The organism is Vibrio sp. 10N, from assembly GCF_036245475.1.
Taxonomy (GTDB): domain Bacteria; phylum Pseudomonadota; class Gammaproteobacteria; order Enterobacterales; family Vibrionaceae; genus Vibrio.
This window is the reverse complement of record NZ_BTPM01000002.1, coordinates 446,423-463,484: the sequence shown is the minus strand read 5'-3', so window position 1 is coordinate 463,484 and position 17,062 is coordinate 446,423. Positions and strand designations below refer to the sequence as shown.

The 17,062-nt window shown below is 46.0% G+C and carries 16 protein-coding genes; 7 read left to right on the top strand and 9 right to left on the bottom strand.

Going from position 1 to position 17,062, the window contains the following annotated elements; genetic code table 11:
* Window positions 1-23 precede the first annotated feature (23 nt).
* The 3 genes from AAA946_RS18245 to AAA946_RS18235 form a co-directional block, all read right to left on the bottom strand.
* Window positions 24-1,859 carry an extracellular solute-binding protein gene (locus tag AAA946_RS18245; RefSeq protein ID WP_338166206.1) on the bottom strand — a complete coding sequence of 612 codons (1,836 nt, stop codon included), beginning with the start codon at window positions 1,857-1,859 and terminating at the stop codon, window positions 24-26.
* A 98-nt stretch (window positions 1,860-1,957) separates the two neighbouring features.
* Window positions 1,958-2,998, bottom strand: a complete 1,041-nt coding sequence (locus tag AAA946_RS18240) for an ABC transporter permease (RefSeq protein ID WP_338166205.1) — start codon at window positions 2,996-2,998, stop codon at window positions 1,958-1,960.
* 3 nt (window positions 2,999-3,001) lie between these two features.
* A complete protein-coding gene (locus AAA946_RS18235) occupies window positions 3,002-4,027 on the bottom strand; it encodes an ABC transporter permease subunit (RefSeq protein ID WP_338166204.1) in 1,026 nt (341 codons plus the stop codon).
* 765 nt (window positions 4,028-4,792) lie between these two features.
* On the opposite strand from AAA946_RS18235, the gene AAA946_RS18230 reads away from it, so the two are divergent.
* The 7 genes from AAA946_RS18230 (at window position 4,793) to AAA946_RS18200 (ending at window position 12,482) form a co-directional block, all read left to right on the top strand.
* The gene (locus AAA946_RS18230) at window positions 4,793-7,447 is read left to right on the top strand and encodes a TonB-dependent receptor (protein ID WP_338166203.1); all 2,655 of its coding nucleotides are present in this window, start codon (window positions 4,793-4,795) and stop codon (window positions 7,445-7,447) included.
* Between the two features lie 74 nt (window positions 7,448-7,521).
* Window positions 7,522-8,289, top strand: a complete 768-nt coding sequence (locus AAA946_RS18225; protein WP_338166202.1) for a DUF3450 domain-containing protein — start codon at window positions 7,522-7,524, stop codon at window positions 8,287-8,289.
* On the top strand, window positions 8,289-9,656 hold the full coding sequence (locus AAA946_RS18220; RefSeq protein ID WP_338166201.1) for a MotA/TolQ/ExbB proton channel family protein: 1,368 nt from the start codon (window positions 8,289-8,291) through the stop codon (window positions 9,654-9,656). Before AAA946_RS18225 ends, AAA946_RS18220 begins: the two co-directional genes overlap by 1 nt.
* 9 nt (window positions 9,657-9,665) lie before the next feature.
* A complete protein-coding gene (locus AAA946_RS18215) occupies window positions 9,666-10,193 on the top strand; it encodes a MotA/TolQ/ExbB proton channel family protein (RefSeq protein WP_338166200.1) in 528 nt (175 codons plus the stop codon).
* A gap of 26 nt (window positions 10,194-10,219) precedes the next feature.
* Window positions 10,220-10,627 carry an ExbD/TolR family protein gene (locus AAA946_RS18210; RefSeq protein ID WP_042497468.1) on the top strand — a complete coding sequence of 136 codons (408 nt, stop codon included), beginning with the start codon at window positions 10,220-10,222 and terminating at the stop codon, window positions 10,625-10,627.
* A gap of 3 nt (window positions 10,628-10,630) precedes the next feature.
* Window positions 10,631-11,263, top strand: a complete 633-nt coding sequence (locus AAA946_RS18205; protein ID WP_338166199.1) for an energy transducer TonB — start codon at window positions 10,631-10,633, stop codon at window positions 11,261-11,263.
* Window positions 11,264-11,273: 10 nt separating this feature from the next.
* Entirely contained in the window at window positions 11,274-12,482 is a 1,209-nt protein-coding gene (locus AAA946_RS18200) for a hypothetical protein (protein WP_338166198.1), read from the top strand.
* A 180-nt stretch (window positions 12,483-12,662) separates the two neighbouring features.
* Here AAA946_RS18200 and AAA946_RS18195 read toward each other — a convergent pair whose 3' ends face one another.
* From AAA946_RS18195 to fabG, 6 genes are all read right to left on the bottom strand, one after another.
* Window positions 12,663-13,130 (bottom strand): Sbal_3080 family lipoprotein, encoded by a 468-nt coding sequence (locus AAA946_RS18195; protein ID WP_338166197.1) that lies wholly within the window; start codon window positions 13,128-13,130, stop codon window positions 12,663-12,665.
* 79 nt (window positions 13,131-13,209) lie between these two features.
* Window positions 13,210-13,650 (bottom strand): excinuclease, encoded by a 441-nt coding sequence (locus tag AAA946_RS18190; RefSeq protein WP_338166196.1) that lies wholly within the window; start codon window positions 13,648-13,650, stop codon window positions 13,210-13,212.
* 16 nt (window positions 13,651-13,666) lie between these two features.
* Window positions 13,667-14,059 carry a hypothetical protein gene (locus tag AAA946_RS18185; RefSeq protein WP_338166195.1) on the bottom strand — a complete coding sequence of 131 codons (393 nt, stop codon included), beginning with the start codon at window positions 14,057-14,059 and terminating at the stop codon, window positions 13,667-13,669.
* 17 nt (window positions 14,060-14,076) lie between these two features.
* Window positions 14,077-15,024: an esterase/lipase family protein gene (locus tag AAA946_RS18180; RefSeq protein ID WP_338166194.1), complete on the bottom strand. Its 948-nt coding sequence runs from the start codon at window positions 15,022-15,024 to the stop codon at window positions 14,077-14,079.
* An 84-nt stretch (window positions 15,025-15,108) separates the two neighbouring features.
* Window positions 15,109-16,335 carry a beta-ketoacyl-ACP synthase gene (locus AAA946_RS18175; RefSeq protein WP_338166193.1) on the bottom strand — a complete coding sequence of 409 codons (1,227 nt, stop codon included), beginning with the start codon at window positions 16,333-16,335 and terminating at the stop codon, window positions 15,109-15,111.
* Window positions 16,335-17,060 (bottom strand): 3-oxoacyl-ACP reductase FabG, encoded by a 726-nt coding sequence (gene fabG, locus AAA946_RS18170; RefSeq protein WP_338166192.1) that lies wholly within the window; start codon window positions 17,058-17,060, stop codon window positions 16,335-16,337. The genes AAA946_RS18175 and fabG overlap by 1 nt, the downstream gene beginning before the upstream one ends.
* Window positions 17,061-17,062: the final 2 nt, after the last annotated feature.

The following is a 17,062-nucleotide window of genomic DNA, read 5'->3' as shown; positions in this document are numbered from 1 at the left end:
TGCCTCTCGCTGCTCACTACTCATCACAGTTTGAAGGTGTCGTCGACTATGGTGACGGGCTCAAAGCTCTCACCTTTCTTCAGGGCTGACTTGGTCTGCTTTTTCAGATCACTATCAATCCAGAAGTTCGCTACATCCGTTACCGAGAACATGGTTTCAGTCAATTTGGTCATGCCGTTTTCTGGTACGCGCAACCAGCGCCAATGCGCTTCACGAGTGTATGGCACCATATAACCAGGAACGATTAAAAACTCATCCGACACTTTTTGTTGGATTTGATGGGACAATTGCTGCTTTTTCTCAACATCAAACTCAACCACATACTGGTCAATCAGCTTATCCATATCAGGGTTTTGATAGAAGGTGTGATTATTGGTTTGCGGTTTAGCATTGTCTGAGTGCAAATACTCCCAGTATGCGGGGATTTCACCGCCGCCCATGTGCAAGAAAGCGAGTTGATGTTTTTTCTCTAAGATGTACTTAAACGCCGACGAGCCATCAACAAGGTTAAGGTTAAATTCCAAGCCAGCTTGTTTGGCTTGCTCTTTAAGATACGCCACTCTTGGTGTGTGTGGAGGGTAGCCATAAGTGATATCGAAGCTTAGACGCTGCCCTTTGTCATTAACGCGAATGCCGTCCGGGCCGACCTTGTCAAAACCCGCAGCTTCAAAGTAACGAATAGCCTTTTTAGGATCGAATGCTGGCGCTTGATTATTTGGTCGGTCGTATCCTCCGTGGCCGGCTCCCATGCCATGAGGCATACGAAGGTAATCACCGCGGAGAACGTTTTTTAACATGCCGTCGTAATCAGAGGCATAGACGATCCCCGCTCTTACATCACGACTTTCTAGCATGGGCATAGAGGTATTCATCCAAAGACCACCCGCCCCTTGCGCGGTTTGATTGAAGCCCCAAAACTTTTGGATATAACCTTGCTGATACGGTTTACTGTCAGCCTTCTCATGCCACAGACTCGGTAACACTAAGCCAAACACATCAAGGTCACCTTTCTCAAAATGCTTTCTGGCAATGTCGGAATCGCGAATGACGGTTAAGCGTACTTTTTCTACGTTGTAGCGATTTTTGTAGTAACGGTTACTGTAGCCCCACCAATCTTCACCAACGTGCTTAAATGTGACACTTTTGCCTTTTTTAACATTGGACATGTAATAGGCCCATGTCGTTGGCTCAGCTTTGAAATTGAACTTACGCACAAAGTTATCTTCTATCCCGTCACCATTTTCATCTTTTTTCGGGTTAGCGAAAAAATGCTCTGGTCTTGGCTGAACACCATTGCTTGGTAAGTTAATTTGTATCATCAACTCTTCTTGGCTCATTTTAGTCGCCGATTTAATGGCGATGGTGTAATCATCAATTTTGACCACATCAGCGATTTTGTTGGTGAAGAAGTCGTTGTACCAAGGAGCAACAATATCTTTTGAGCGGTTATAAGTGAGCATGAACAAGTAGTCGTCGGCATCCACCTTTTCGCCATCGGACCATTTTGCTTTTGGATTAAGCTTAAAATACACCGTTTGGTTATCATCGCCATACGCCCAAGCATCGGCGAGTTGAGGGATCCAGTTACCGGTGTTTGGGTGCCTAGCCGCGAGTTTTGGGGTGCCGTCCATGAAATAGTGTCGCAGGCCCGAGTTGGAATCTGGGCCGACGCTTCTTAGCGTTTGCGGAAAACTGGACATGTGAGTGCGCAATGTACCGCCAAACTTTGCTTCCTCAGAGGCAAACAACGGCTCATTCATATTATCAATCCAAGTTAGCCCGGACGGGAGTTCATTGGCACTAGTTCCAGCGGAGAATGCAGCCAGTAACGCGGCTGTGATTAATGTCTTTTTATGCATGAGATATCCTTATTCTTACTTCTTAACGCTAGACGTCTCAAACGCCTCTATCCAATCGGTTAATACGGTTTTTAGCTCACAATGGGCAAGCCAGTCATTTAAACATAGCGGGTAAACTTCTTAGGGTCGAAAGCCGCTCTCACAGCTTCGCCAATAAATGTCACCATCACCAACACCGCTACAATGGCAGTAACAACGGATGTCACTATCCATGGTGAGTCTAGGTTAGACTTTCCTTGTTGCAGTAACTCTCCCCAACTCGGCGTTGGTGGCATGAGACCTAGCCCCAGGTAATCCAGAGCAGTCAAAGCGGTAATATTGGCGGCAATCGTAAATGGGGCAAGGGTTACGATCATCACCATGGTATTTGGCAATATATGGTTAAAGACGATGCGAATATTGGAAGCTCCGAGCGCTTTAGCGGCCGAAACATACTCTCGAGCGACTTCTTTGTAAGTCATCGTACGCATGTACCATGTTATTCCCATCCACCCAAACATAACGTTAATGGCCACAAACAATGTGAAGCTAGGTTGAACAATCGATACTAAAATCATGATGACATATAGAAATGGCACCATGGACCAGATCTCAATAAACCGCTGAACAAACAGATCAAACTTGCCTCCCAGAAAGCCCATTGCACAACCTACTGCTACCCCAATAGCGTATGACGCGGCCATAGTAAGCAGCGCGAACCCCATGGCAGTCCTAAAGCCATAAACTAAGCGAGCCAGAATATCGCGCCCTATCACATCAGTGCCCAAGAAGTGCCGTGAATCAGCACTTGGCGCATTAGGTGGATAATCGCCGGAGAAATCTTGCTCATATGGGTTCCAAGGCACTAGGGGCATGACAACAAAGTCCTCCCCCTTCTGAGCCTCGAAAGAGAGCTGAAGTGCGCGATAATCAGCCTCACCAGCATTGGCTTGGCCGAACTCAGTACCTAATCGCACATCACTGATTACTGGGAAATAATAATTTCCTTGATACTTCACCAACAACGCTTTGCTATTTATTAGCAACTCCGAAAATAAAGACAACACTAACATTGTGGAAAGTATAATAAATGACCAGTATCCTCGTTTGATGCGTTTGAAGTTAATGAGCTTCTTCTTAGTAAGCGGACTAATAACCATGAACTAACTCCCAAACTTCACACGTGGGTCGACAAATGCGACGCATATATCGGAAATGATGTTCCCGAAAAGTAATAAAATTGCGTTTATCGCCACTATTCCCATAACGACAGGATAATCTCGCTCCATAATAGATTCGTAACCAAGAAGACCTATCCCATCGATATTAAATATCACTTCTATCAAGAAAGCGCCTGTCATAAAGAACAATAGGGAATTACCGAAGTGGCTAGCAATAGGAATAAGGCTATTGCGAAGTGCGTGCTTTCTAACGGCCTGTTTGAAAGGCAACCCTTTGGCAATGGCAGTTCTTATATAGTCTGCGGATAAGTTTTCCATCAGATTATTTTTCATCGTCATCGTCAACGTGGCAAAATCACCAATCAAATAACAGATAAGTGGTAATATTGCGTGCCACATAATGTCTTTCACTTGCTCCGACACTAGCTCATAGTCTTCAAAGTCATCACTGGTAAAGCCACCCATTGGCGTCCACTCAAGGTGATAGCTGAAAAGCGTGATCAGCAACACGCCAACCACGTAGCCAGGCAGTGCGTAACCGACGAAGATTGCAACGGAAGACAAGGAGTCAAAAACTGAGCCATGCTTCAATGCTTTATAGTAGCCAAGAGGAATAGAGATAAAGTAACTGATAAAGAAGGTCATCCCTCCGTAAAACAGCGATACAGGCAGGCGCTCTGCGATCATATCCGTTACAGGCTCGTAATATCGAGTAGATTCACCAAGGTCTAATTTAACCAGGTTAGTGATCCATTCTAAATAAGCCACATGGACGGGCTTGTCGAGACCATAAAACGCGTTGAGCTCTTGAATTTGCTCTTCAGATAATGCGGAGTTTGTACCAGACATAGACAGTGAACTACCACCGTCTCCTTGCGAATGCATATTTGCCAGCATTCTTTCAACAGGACCACCAGGGACGAATCGAGTAATGGCAAATATCAGGATAGTCACGCCCAAAAATGTCGGCACTACTAGAGCCAGACGACGAAGAAAATAAGACAGCATTAATCAACTTCTCCATGTTTGCTGTTCACTAAATGACGAGATGATGAGACCTATATTTTCAGCCTCCAAAATAATATTTTGCGTCCTTGCTTCAATAATTATTTCTTGCCTCATTATTATCGACAACGTTTTTATCACAAACAAACAACAGTGTCACTTTTAATTAATGACACTCATAATTTAAAAAAAAGGACATAATTTCATAAATAACTCATCATCAATATTTCAAACTCCCACATAGAGCAATGACTCTACACAAAAATGTAAGAAACGTTCCATAATTAATGCATAAATATTCACGATGCAAATATGAACTCCGTATCACATGACCACTCAACCCGCCCATTTAAAAGGCTCTAAAGCCTCATTGTTCGAATTATAGACGAACCTTCTAAGTAGTGAATTACCGCTTGATTTTACAATTAGAACATCAATCTAGTTGAATCAGCAAAGAGCAGAATAAAACACCAAATGTTTAAGTCTAGATCGAATTATGATCTGAATTTACCTCACTTGCTAGATTCTACGAGATTTTTTATAAATCCGTCTGCGTTTCACAATTTATTTACAAGAAAACACCGTTTTAATGATTAATCAGAGAATAAATCACTTTTTACAAACTAACGTTCTATTTAAATGGCTGATTTGACATTACTTTTCCAACCCGTCATAAGTTGCGCTTGTTGTTAACACCGAATTAACGACTTAATCAAAAATGCAATACACAACAGAAGCCAGCAGAAACTGGCGCAATGGAGTACAAGGATGTTAAGAAAAAGCACATGCCTCTCGGTAGCAGTGAGTCTTGCGCTTGGCACCGCGAATTTATTCGCAGTGCCGATAGCGTTTGCTGAAGAAACGGGACAACAAGACGTAGAAAAGCTTCAGAAAATGAAAGTGACCGGGTCACGTATTTCTCGAGTGGAAATGGAAGGCGCAGAGCCAGTTCAGGTCCTTTCATCAGAATACATTGAAAATACAGGTCTAGTTGCCATAGGTGATGTCTTGAACCAATTACCTGGCGTGGGTGGTACGGTACAAAGCACATCGGTAAACAACGGCAGTAACGGTGCTGCAACAGTAAACCTGCGCGGTTTAGGTGCTGAGCGTACACTCGTTCTAGTCAATGGTCGCCGCATGGTAAATGGTGGTACGGGGGCAGACGCATCTGTTGACTTGAACATGATTCCTGCCGCAATGGTAGAGCGCATCGAAGTGCTGAAAAACGGTGCATCTTCTGTCTACGGCTCTGATGCCATCGGTGGTGTTGTTAACATCATCACCAAGCAAAATTTCGAAGGCTTTGAGCTTAATGCTAAGCGTGGTACAACCTCAAACAGCGATGGTCAAGTGACTGACATCAGCATGCTAGCTGGTGCGTCTAACGATCGCGGTAATATCACCTTTTCTGCGGGCATGACCAAAGAAGACGAAATCATGGCCGGTGATCGTGGTTTCGCCAATACTGACCTACAACACGATGGGTACGGTGGTCAGTTCCAAAGTGGTAGTTCAGCGCCACCATGGGGCTATTATGACGGTAAGACATTTGGCCCAGAAGGCAGCGATACGCTTCGTGACTTTAATGCGCCTGGTGATCTTTATAACTATGCACCGGACAACTACTTAAAGCGTCCAGCACAACGTCGCTATCTTGCCGCTCAAGGTAACTACCTACTAGGTGAAACCAGCATTCTTGGTCCAGTTACCGCGACATTCGAAGCCCTGTACTCAAACTCAGAGTCTAACTATCTACTGGCTGCCGAGCCTATCTTTGGTAAGTTCAGCGGCTACGACCCAATTTCAAAAGACAATGAGTTCAACAATACAGGGGCTGATATCGTTGACTGGCGTCGCCGTATGGTTGAAACAGGCGGTCGTAACCGCTTCTTCGAATCAGACACAGGCCGCGTAGTACTTGGTTTGGATGGTGAATTCCAAAATGGTTGGACTTGGGATGCTAACTACAACTGGGGCAAAACTAAGACCAAACAAATCGAAGACGGTGTATTCATTAAAGATCGCGTCAGCAACGCGGTTGGCCCATCTGCAAACGGCCAGTGTCTGGATGCGGGCGGCAACGTCATTCCTGGCTGTGTACCAATGGACATTCTTGGCAACGTCAGCCAAGAAGCACTGGATTACGCAACCTTCACTCGCCAAGATACTGGCTTTAACCAACAGCAAATCATTAACTTCAACGTAACGGGCGACATCTACGAGACCGAGATGGGTACCATCGCTTTTGCTGCCGGTTACCAAAACCGTGACGAGCAAGGTGCAAACCAACCTGATGCGTTAGTTGTTCTGGGTAACGCTTCGGGCAATGCGGAATCGGAAACCTCGGGTGGCTACACTGTTGATTCGTTCTACGGCGAATTACTGGTTCCAATTCTGTCTGAAGTGACGATGGCAGAGTACTTAGAAGCTAAGATCACCGCTCGTCACGATAAATACTCCACATTTGGTGGCGCGACGACCATGGGTTACAGCTTCTTGTACCAGCCGATTGGCGATTTGATGCTTCGCGGTACCTACAACGAAGTATTCCGAGCCCCATCCATTGCCGACCTGTACGGTGGTGCAACAGAAAGCTTTGACGTCTTATCCGACCCAACAGGTCAAGACACCAGTGGCCGTACCCAGTTCCCTGTTTTCTATGGTTCAAACAAAGAACTTCAACCTGAAGAAGGCCATACTGCGTCGGTTGGTTTTGTACTGTCACCATCATTTGTAGAGGGTTTCTCTGCCACGGTTGATTACTGGCAAGTAGAACTTGAAAACCTGATTGATGCCGTTGACCCTCAACTGATGCTGGATCAATGTGCCAAAACAGGCGAGTACTGTGACAAGATCACTCGTGATGGAAACGGCGACATTGTTTCTATCGATGCGCGTACCACAAACCTAGGTAAGCTTGAGAAAAACGGTATCGACTTCAACTTGCGCTACGTGCATGACTTTGACGTCGTTGTCTTCAAAGCGAACTGGGACAACACCTATAACTTCAAACACGAAGTGACACAGGCGGATGGCTCTGTTGTCGATTACGCTGGTAAATTCATCAGTGACCAAATCGGTCTATACAGTAAGTACCGCTCTACGCTTAACTTGGGTGTCACTCGTGACGCATGGCGTGTGAACTGGAATACTCGCATGATTGCGGGTGTTGATTACGAACTACCAGGTGCTGCTGACGCCCCACAAGAGACATACAACTTTAGCGTACCAACCATGTTCTACCATGACTTGAGCGCTGGCTATGCCTTTGATAACGGCTTCACTTTGTCTGGTGGTATCAACAACCTGTTTGATGAAACACCGCCACTTATCCTAGACACCATCTCGGGTAACACAGACGCCACAACCTATGACGTTATCGGCCGTTACTTCTACGCCAACGTAAACATGAAATTCTAATTAATCCCTTCCTCCTGTTTCCGGCACGTTCGCGTGCCGGCTTTTTACGACTGACAAAACACAAGGATGCACATATGAAAATTAAGGATATCGCGTTGAGTAGCCTCACCATAGCCATGCTCGCTATAGGTGGTTCTAGCTACGCTGCGGATAGTGGCCAAGTCGTCGCTACACAAGCAAAAGCAAACAAAAACGCACAAACGTCACAAGCAAAAATCGATAAGTACGCAGAGAACACGGATTCAATGCTGGCGGAATACAAAGGTTTACTTCGCCAAATAGACAGCATGAAAGCGTATAACCAACAAATCGAGAAGATGGTGAACTCACAACAAGGCGAGATTGACTCGCTAAATAACCAGATCTCTCAAATCGACCAAACTGCAATGGAAGTGGTGCCACTGACTCTCAATATGGTTCAAGCACTGGAAGACTTCATTGAACTTGATCTCCCCTTCCAAGTAGAAGAGCGCGGCAAGCGTGTCACCGAGCTTAAACGTCTTATGGATCGCGCTGACGTTACGACCTCAGAGAAGTACCGAAAAGTCATGGAGGCTTACCAAATTGAAGAAGGCTTCTCTCGCTCCATTGAATCCTATAAAGCCAGCCTAGAACGTGATGGCGAAGTCGTCACTTATGACTTCTTGCGCATCGGACGTACAGCGCTGCTTTATCAATCTCCAGACGGTCTAGAAACAGGCATGTGGAATCAGCAAACTCGCGAGTGGGAAGCACTCCCAGAGCAATACCGCGGCGCAGTTCAACAAGGTCTGCGCGTTGCTAAGAAGCAAGCGCCACCAGCACTGATCAAGCTACCAATCTACACCGGGGAGAATCAATAATGACTGCATTTAAATCTATGGCCTCACTTGTGCTCTCTGGCCTATTGCTTTTGCCAACCGTTGCGAGTGCAGAAACCAAACCTATCTCTATGAATGAGCTTTTAAAAACGGTTAAATCGCAAAGCTCATTAGAGTCCAAAGAAAATAAACAACGTGAAGCTGAATTCTTAGCCGATCGTAATAACCAAAAGGCATTGCTCGAAAAAGCACGTGCCCAACTTGCACAAGAGACAGCACGTGGTGACACACTCAAGGCAACATTTGATAGCAACGATGTGCTACTCACCGAACTCACTGAAACTCTTCGCCAACGCTCAGGCACACTCGGTGAAATGTTTGGTGTCCTAAGACAGTACGCGGGGGAGTTTAAAGGGCTATTTAATGCCTCTCAAAACGCGGTTAAATTCCCAGAACGTGATGCACTTTTGACTAAACTCGCTGAGAGTAAAGAGCTACCATCTACTGCGGAGCTTGAAGGTTTCTGGTACACCATTCTTCAGCAAATTGTAGCCTCGGGTGAAACCTCAAAAGCCAACGCCACCGTGGTTTATGGTGAAGGTAACGAAGCACAAACTGAAGTGACTTTAGTCGGCGAGTTTAATGCCATCGCTGACGGTAAGTACGTTACTTACGTCCCACAAACGGGCAAGTTTGAAGAGCTTTCTCGTCAACCTTCAGCCAACATCACTACCCTAGTATCACCGTTTGAAACCACAGCAGACAGTTATCAACCTCTATTTGTTGACCCATCTCGTGGTGTGATCCTTTCACTATTGGTTCAAAGCCCAACTGTGAAAGAGCGCGTCGATCAAGGCGGTATCGTCGGCTATATCATTTTAGGCATGGGCCTAATTGGCGCTCTAATAGCGGTGGCTTGTTACCTACGCCTTCTGGTTATCGGCGGCAAAATGCGCAAGCAAGCGAAGTCTGATCAAGTACTTAAGAGCAACCCTCTTGGCGAAGTTATCGAAGCATACCAATCGCATAAAGGCAGCAACCTTGAAGATCTGGAAGCGAAACTGGATGAGATCATTATGCGCAACGCACCGCGAATCGAACGTTTTGTCGGCTCTATAAAACTGTTTGCCTCCGTCGCTCCCCTACTCGGCCTTCTTGGTACAGTAATGGGGATGATCGGTACGTTCCAGGCCATCACGCTATTCGGTACTGGCGATCCAAAACTCATGGCAGGCGGTATTTCAGAAGCCCTCGTAACGACCATGCTTGGCCTAGTTGTGGCTATTCCACTGCTGTTCTTCTACACCCTTGTCCATAGTAAGGCACGTCGACTGGTTCAGACGCTGGAAGAGCAAAGCGCTGGATTTATTGCTCGCTACCAAGAAAAACTGCACTCATCAGAGGCATAAGGAGCGGCTATGTGGTGGTTAGTCGAAGAATTTGAGTCGATAAGACGCTTTTTAGGAATGGGTGGCGATGTCCTATTCGCCATCTTTATTCTCAGCTTTTTACTTTGGAGTGTGCTACTTGAGCGCTGGTTCTATTTCTTAGCCGTTGCTCCGCGCATGGCAAAGAAAACACTCGAAGAGTGGACTGCACGCCCCGAACATCAAAGCTGGAACGCAAAAATGATCCGCCAAGAGCTTGTCTCTCGCCAGGATATCGAGAACAAGAAAGGACTACCGGTGGTCAAAGTATTGATCGCACTGTGTCCGCTGCTCGGTCTACTGGGTACGGTTGTCGGCATGATTCACGTGTTTGACATCCTTGCTGTCGTAGGCACGGGAAGCCCGCGAGCCATGGCTTCAGGCATTTCCAAAGCAACCATACCTACCCTTGCGGGAATGGTCGCTTCTCTGTCTGGCTTATTCTTTAGCACTCGATTGGATCATCTTGCCAAAGTGACCACGCAAAAGCTGGAAGACCAGCTAAAACACGTCGCTTAGTAAACGGAATTATAAGGATATAGGTCATGAAAAGACGCTATAGCAGTGAAAGCAATGAAGAAGCGGCGATCGATATGACGCCAATGCTGGACATTGTTTTCATCATGTTGATTTTCTTCATTGTTACGACTTCTTTCGTCAAAGAAGCCGGTATAGAAGTCAGTAGACCAAGTGCCAACACAGCACAGGTGGTCAAAAACGGTAACATCATGGTCGCCATTGGTGCGGCTGGCGATGTCTGGGTAGATAAGCGTCGTATCGAAGTTGATGCTGTACGCGCTAACATCGAACGACTCAAAGCAGAAAGCCCGGAAGGCGCTGTGGTGATTCAAGCGGACCAAGAAGCCAGTGCTGGTGTCGTGGTGAAGGTGATGGATCAGATCAAAATGGCTGGGGTAGAAAACATCTCCATCGCCGCTACAGATAAGGGGTAACCTATGCGTTATCTGGCCTCTGTAGCACTGGCGCTCGTTGTCGCCCTCGGACTCTTCTGGGGGATGGACAAGCTAGTAAACAAAGAGCGCCACGAGTTAGCGTCGAGTGACGATCTGCGTATGGTCGATTTTATTCGCGTTAAACCGCAAGAAAATGTACAGGAGAAAAAGCGAGAGCTACCAAAACCACCACCACCGAAACGTCCGCCACCGCCACCAGAAATGAAAGTGGCATCAACGGTCAAACCGGTGATGGAACAAATTGCCATGGATATGCCTAATCTCAACCTACCCGTCAATGTCACAGGCGGTTCGGTGTTAGGTCACTACACCCAAGGTGGTAGTGCTCAGGTTGTGGGTAATAACGGCCCGGTACCATTGGCTACTTTCCAACCGCAAATGCCACGTAAAGCAGCGCGTTCTGGCATTGAGAAAGGTGTGGTACTGGTAGAGTTTACTGTTAACGAACGTGGCACGGTTGAGGATGTCAAAGTCCTCAAAGAGACCCCACGTAAGCTCGGTCTTGGCCGCGCGGCTAAAAAGACTATTGCTAAATGGACATTCAAACCTAAGCAAGTCGATGGTCAGGCGGTCAGTACTCGTATGTCTCAAGAAATTGAGTTTTCTACCAACTAAGGAGTCGAACATGAATACGTTCAAAAAATTGGCTTCTGTGTTGCTTATAGCGGGCTGTTTAAACAGCCCAGCTATCGCTCAGGATCCACCACAGCTTTCGGACAAGACCTTTCGCACAGTAAACAAGGTGCAAAAGTGGATTGCCGAAGAGAAATACGCGTACGCGATAGAAAAGCTAGAAAGCGCTATTGAATCAACCAAGAAGAAAAAGTACGACCGAGCAGTGTTACTGCAGCAAATGGGTTTTTTGTATTCACTTCGAGAGGACTATAAACAAGCGGCGAACTATTTTGCAAAAGCACTGGAGGTCAATGCCCTCCCCGTGCCAGTCGCGCAGCAGGTTCGCTACAGTTTGGCTCAGCTCTATCTCGCCGAGGAGCAATACCAAAAATCGGTCAATACCATGAAGGCTTGGTTTAAGGTGGCGGAAACCACGGAAGACAAACCTAACGCTCATGCGTACATCACATTGGCAAGCGCATACGTGCAAATGGGCGATTACAAAAACGCCATTACACCGACCAAAAAAGCCATTTCGATGACCAAAGAGCCGAGTGAGTCTTGGTACCTGTTGCTGCTCGCTTCGCACTATGAGCTAAAGCAGTACAAGAGCACGGCAGGTGTACTCAAGACACTCACTTCCAAATATCCACAGAAGAAGCGTTATTGGATGCAGCTTTCTGGGATTTACATGGAAATGAACCAGGATCGAAACTCGCTAGCAGCTCTAGAAGCCGCGTATGAGCTCAACCTACTGGAAAGTGAAAAGGAGTACTTAAGACTTGTAAACTTTATGGCTTATCAGGGCATACCCTACCGTGCAGCGAAAACACTTAAGCTCGCTATGGAACAAGGAAATATAGAGACAACGCAAAAGCATGTTGAAAAGCTAGCGTCTTTCTACCATCAAGCGCAAGAAGTAGACCAAGCGATTTTGGCCTACCAACAAGCGTACGAGATGGGCCCAACGGCCACGAGTCAAATCCGTATTGCTCGCCTAATGCTGCAAGACAAGCAGTATAAAGTAGCCTCTGAATACACTAAGACTTATGCACCCAACGCGACTAAGGATGAAGTAGCAGAGCTGCAATACATAAAAGGCATGGCACACTTTGAGATGAAGCAGCCCAAACTCGCGCTCAACTCAATGAAAAAGGCCGCAAGCTCAAAGCAGCTACATCCAACGGTTAGCCCTTGGATCAGTTTTTTGGAGCAGTAAGACTGATAAGAATATCGAGAGGAGATGGTTGTGTTCTTCTCTTGGTTAAGTGTGAGTCAGTCGCACGTTTAGGGAAGCTTCGGCTTCCCTTTTTTCTTTTTTGAATCTCACGGAACACAATTACACTTATAAATTACAAAAACTTACAGACATAAAATAACTGTACTTCCAACACAATAACTACATCTGCCCAGATGCTATTTTCTGTTGAGCATCAGTTACTGATTCAAGCCCAAACAGCAAATCTAGCATCATCATAATACGTTTACTATCGTTACCCCATTTCTTGGGATTAGTATTATTTGGGGCGACGAACTCAACCTCACCAACCTTTTTACGGTCTTTATAGGCATTCACTTTGGCGTCTGCGATAAATGTCTTAAAATCCCAGCTCCAGCGCGATACATACGTTAAGGTAAGCTCATTGTCTTCCGGTGGTGTTCCATCACTCACGACTTTGCATTTATGAGCAGTATCCAAACACCACTCCTGCATTGAGTCTAAAAAGATGTCTCGGGTTGCGTCATCTCTAATAATCGTAACCCTATCACTCTGTTCCGACGGCTCGATTGGGGCGACACTGTATCTTGGCGCCGAGCACGCAGTTAACAGTAAAGTGAACACGAATACTACGTAGTTCCTTCTCATAGATTAATCTCTTTGTTGGGTATTAAAAAAGGGGAAGCCTCTCGGCTCCCCTAAAGTTTATATAAGCTGAAGAGCCATCCTATTTTAGTGAGACCACTTTGCCTGTTAAAGCAACACCAGCAACAAAAGTACCCGCACCACATTGAAATGTTTCTTGGCTTGATGTGAGGTTGTTCTTGTAGTTCGACTTAATATCCACCACCGCATTTGCACCTTCTTTGAGCGCGCGTTCTTGCAGCGTAATCATGGCTGATAAAAACACCCACTCACAAGCTTCTTTGTCTGACTTGTTAAATGCATTGGTTTTTTTGTTAGTTTTAAATGTGCCAAAATCATGAACTACCTTTCCGTAGTCTTGGTCACCAAAGTAAAACTTCACGCTACCACCCAGTTTTGCTATTGCGTCTGGAGAACTCAGCGCATTCTTTATGTCATAACTGCCGACATCATCCCTAGCCATTGCAGAGCTGCATAAAAGGGCGCTTGCTATCGCTACTGTCGTTGTGATTTTATTCTTCATTCTTATCCCTACTCAATCAGTTTGCGGCTAACAACGTACGTTGAATATCGCTGTTTAAGTTTTTCACCCAGCCGTTGTATTTTCTGTGAATCGTGCCGTCGGGTTTGTACTTCATATTCTCGCTATCACGATAGTCGATATCGTAAGTATCTTTATGGAGGGTAATAAGAACCGATACATAGTGTTTTCTTACCCAAATATCGGCAATGAGCTTGCTCTCATCTTCAGCTTGCTTCACGACCCAACCACGCTTTGCACCAGCTTTCGCAAAAAGCGATTTCGCTTCATCAAAACTAAATGATGAATGCAATGGTTGTCCTGTAACAGGAATTACTTTTGCTGCATGTGCCATTGGAGCAAACGCTATAAGCGCCAGTAATACCAGTTTTATTAGGTTCATGATTTTCATTGTTACCTCTTTTATTATTACAAGTAGTTGTTATAAATATTTTGCACCACAACATAAAATTGCTCCAACTCCGCCTGGTTCGGGCGTGCCATTACTTCAAACTGCTGTAGCGTTTCGATAAGTTTCCATGGTACCTCGACTTCATTACCAACAATTTCCGCATGTCCTGCGGCAACCGTAGTAGACTCACTTCGCCTCATGTTATCAACAGATAATTGACTCTGCTCATTAAGTGAGAAAACATAGTCATCTTGCGTGCATTCGCCTGATGAACTATTTGAACGACAAGTGCCAGATTCGTCAGTTTTGATTATTAGATGTCGAGAAACCTCCGGTGCTAAGTCACCGGGATAATTAATAAAGTCTGTTTGCGGCGGAATCTGTAAATATTTCTCACCTGTTACCAAATAACAAATACCATCAATAATTCCAAGTGTCGCTATTCGCAACCAGTTAATACCACAGTGTGATGATGCTTCAATACCATTAAAGGGGGCGGACACGGTAACTAACTCTAAATCAGCGTGAGTAACGGTTTTTCCATCCTGACGATCTGCCGTCACCGCCCGACGCGAAATTAGACCACCTTGGCTATGCCCTATAATAGTTAATTTTTCGCCACCAACAACTGTGTTAAGTTTATTGATACTTTGCGCTAGTTCGCCTGAAACCCGCTCCAGGCTATCTCGGTCATCATATTCAAAGCAAGCAACCTGTTGGTCTAAGTGTTCATATACACCTGCAAGCGCCTTAAATTGCCCCGCTGAAGCAAAACAACCGTGCACGATAAGCACTAAAGGCTGCTCTCTATTGATATTCAGCGGCTGTTTCGAGTTGTCGCAGCGCTTAACTGACTGTTCTGGAAATAATGTAGTCAAGTCGACTGCAGCAGAAATATCTTCCGCAGTAGCGCTTATTGTGAATATTAAGGATAAACAAGCAAGCCAATATTTGAAACTATTCATCATGCCCTCCATGGCGAGGTATCAATTGATGCGTTATTGCAGCCGCGATATTCACTGTTCTTTTGCGGCTGCTTTGTTAGCTGTCTAAATCATTTTAAATATCATTGACGTATTAATACCACCAAAGGCAAAGTTGTTGGTCATCACGTACTCACATGATATCTCACGACCCTTACCTTTAATGTAATCTAAGTCACCACATCTGCTATCTATTGATTCCAAATTTAGCGTCGGAGCAAACCACTTCTCACGCATCATATTAATAGTAAGCCAAGCCTCAATAGCACCACATGCTCCTAATGTGTGACCAAAGTAGCTTTTCAAGCTCGAAATAGGCATACGGGAACCAAACACATTATAGGTTGCTTGGGTTTCGGCAATATCCCCTAATTCTGTTGCGGTACCATGACCATTGACGTAGCCAATTTGATCAGCGGTTAGGTTGGCGTCCTGCAGCGCCATTTCCATACAAATCTGCATCGTTTCGGCACGCGGTTGAGTCACATGAGCAGCATCACAATTCGAGGCAAAGCCAACCAACTCAGCAATGGGCTTTGCACCGCGAGCCATGGCATGTTCATATTCTTCTAGCACTAAAGCGCCAGCACCCTCACCAATCACCAAGCCGTCGCGGTCGCTATCATACGGACGAGGGCTTAACTCTGGTTGTGAGTTATATTGACTGGTCGCGAACAAGGTATCAAATACCGCCGCTTCAGTCGGGCAGAGCTCTTCCGCTCCCCCCGCTACCATCGCCTTTTGCATGCCATACTTTATCGCTTCATAGGCATAGCCAATTCCTTGAGAGCCCGATGTGCATGCCGATGATGTCGGAATAACGCGTCCACGCAATCCAAAGAACAGTCCAGTATTCACTGCGGTAGTATGTGGCATCATCGCCACATACGTATTGGCGTTGATATTACGGGTGCTGTGATCGAGCAACATGGTAGCAAAGGCGGACACTGGTCCAGTACTGCCGGTAGATGAGCCGAAGGCGATACCCGTTGAGCCGTCTGTCAACGCTGACTCATCAAGGAGACCCGACTGTTGCAGTGCATACTCAGATGCTCTGGTGGAAAGTAACGATACTCTCCCCATTGAACGAATTTTCTTTCTGGTGTAATGCTTTGGTAACTCGAAGTTTTGAATAGGCGCTGCGAGACGGGTTTGTAATCCATCATATTTGTCCCATTCATCCATCGTCACTACTGCATTTTTGTACTGTTTCAGGTTTGACCAGACGGTGTCGAGAGTCTCACCTAGCGCGGTGACCCCTGCCATGCCCGTTACCACTACTCTATTTGTCATTAGTAAAGCCCTCCGTTGACTCCGATAACCTGACGATTAATGTATGCTGCTTTGTCTGACATTAAAAATGCTGCCAATTCAGCCACTTCCTCGGGCTTGCCCATTCGTTGAACCGGTATTTGAGGCATAACTCGATCAACGACGTGAGGCTCTACCATGCCGGTATCAATGAGACCAGGTGCGATACAGTTGACAGTGATTTGACGGCGTTTATTGCTGAGCTCGAGTGCCAATGCTTTCGTTGCGCCTATAATCCCCGCCTTTGCAGCTGAGTAGTTAACTTGTCCTCTATTGCCAATCTGACCGCTAAGTGATGAAAGCGTGATGATTCGCCCCTGCTTCAAGGCAATCATCGGCATAATCAATGGGTGGATCACGTTGTAAAATCCATCTAGGTTGGTATGTACCACCCCTTGCCACTCTTCACTGGTCATCGATGGGAATGCATTGTCTCTCGACATCCCGGCATTGTTAACAACACCGTAATAGCCGCCATATTGCTCGATTTGTGCTTCAATCTCCTGCTTGCAGGCTTCTCTATCGCTGATATCAAACTGAACCAATCGGCAGTGACCACCCAATGCCTCGATCGTTTGCGCCGTCTGCTCGGCTCCAGCACGATCTCGACCATAGTGGACAGTGACGCAATAGCCCTCTTCTGCCAGCTTTACCGCAATCGCTTGTCCGATGCCTTTACTGGCCCCCGTTACTAGCACATTTTTCATCG

What these genes read in the sequence shown, in the direction of transcription:
- AAA946_RS18210 (WP_042497468.1), top strand. Translation starts at nt 10,220, where the DNA reads ATGAAAAGACGCTATAGCAGTGAAAGCAATGAAGAAGCGGCGATCGAT.
- AAA946_RS18240 (WP_338166205.1), bottom strand. Translation starts at nt 2,998, where the DNA reads ATGGTTATTAGTCCGCTTACTAAGAAGAAGCTCATTAACTTCAAACGC.
- AAA946_RS18220 (WP_338166201.1), top strand. Translation starts at nt 8,289, where the DNA reads ATGACTGCATTTAAATCTATGGCCTCACTTGTGCTCTCTGGCCTATTG.
- AAA946_RS18200 (WP_338166198.1), top strand. Translation starts at nt 11,274, where the DNA reads ATGAATACGTTCAAAAAATTGGCTTCTGTGTTGCTTATAGCGGGCTGT.
- AAA946_RS18225 (WP_338166202.1), top strand. Translation starts at nt 7,522, where the DNA reads ATGAAAATTAAGGATATCGCGTTGAGTAGCCTCACCATAGCCATGCTC.
- AAA946_RS18215 (WP_338166200.1), top strand. Translation starts at nt 9,666, where the DNA reads ATGTGGTGGTTAGTCGAAGAATTTGAGTCGATAAGACGCTTTTTAGGA.
- AAA946_RS18180 (WP_338166194.1), bottom strand. Translation starts at nt 15,024, where the DNA reads ATGAATAGTTTCAAATATTGGCTTGCTTGTTTATCCTTAATATTCACA.
- fabG (WP_338166192.1), bottom strand. Translation starts at nt 17,060, where the DNA reads ATGAAAAATGTGCTAGTAACGGGGGCCAGTAAAGGCATCGGACAAGCG.
- AAA946_RS18230 (WP_338166203.1), top strand. Translation starts at nt 4,793, where the DNA reads ATGTTAAGAAAAAGCACATGCCTCTCGGTAGCAGTGAGTCTTGCGCTT.
- AAA946_RS18175 (WP_338166193.1), bottom strand. Translation starts at nt 16,335, where the DNA reads ATGACAAATAGAGTAGTGGTAACGGGCATGGCAGGGGTCACCGCGCTA.
- AAA946_RS18205 (WP_338166199.1), top strand. Translation starts at nt 10,631, where the DNA reads ATGCGTTATCTGGCCTCTGTAGCACTGGCGCTCGTTGTCGCCCTCGGA.
- AAA946_RS18235 (WP_338166204.1), bottom strand. Translation starts at nt 4,027, where the DNA reads ATGCTGTCTTATTTTCTTCGTCGTCTGGCTCTAGTAGTGCCGACATTT.
- AAA946_RS18195 (WP_338166197.1), bottom strand. Translation starts at nt 13,130, where the DNA reads ATGAGAAGGAACTACGTAGTATTCGTGTTCACTTTACTGTTAACTGCG.
- AAA946_RS18245 (WP_338166206.1), bottom strand. Translation starts at nt 1,859, where the DNA reads ATGCATAAAAAGACATTAATCACAGCCGCGTTACTGGCTGCATTCTCC.
- AAA946_RS18185 (WP_338166195.1), bottom strand. Translation starts at nt 14,059, where the DNA reads ATGAAAATCATGAACCTAATAAAACTGGTATTACTGGCGCTTATAGCG.
- AAA946_RS18190 (WP_338166196.1), bottom strand. Translation starts at nt 13,650, where the DNA reads ATGAAGAATAAAATCACAACGACAGTAGCGATAGCAAGCGCCCTTTTA.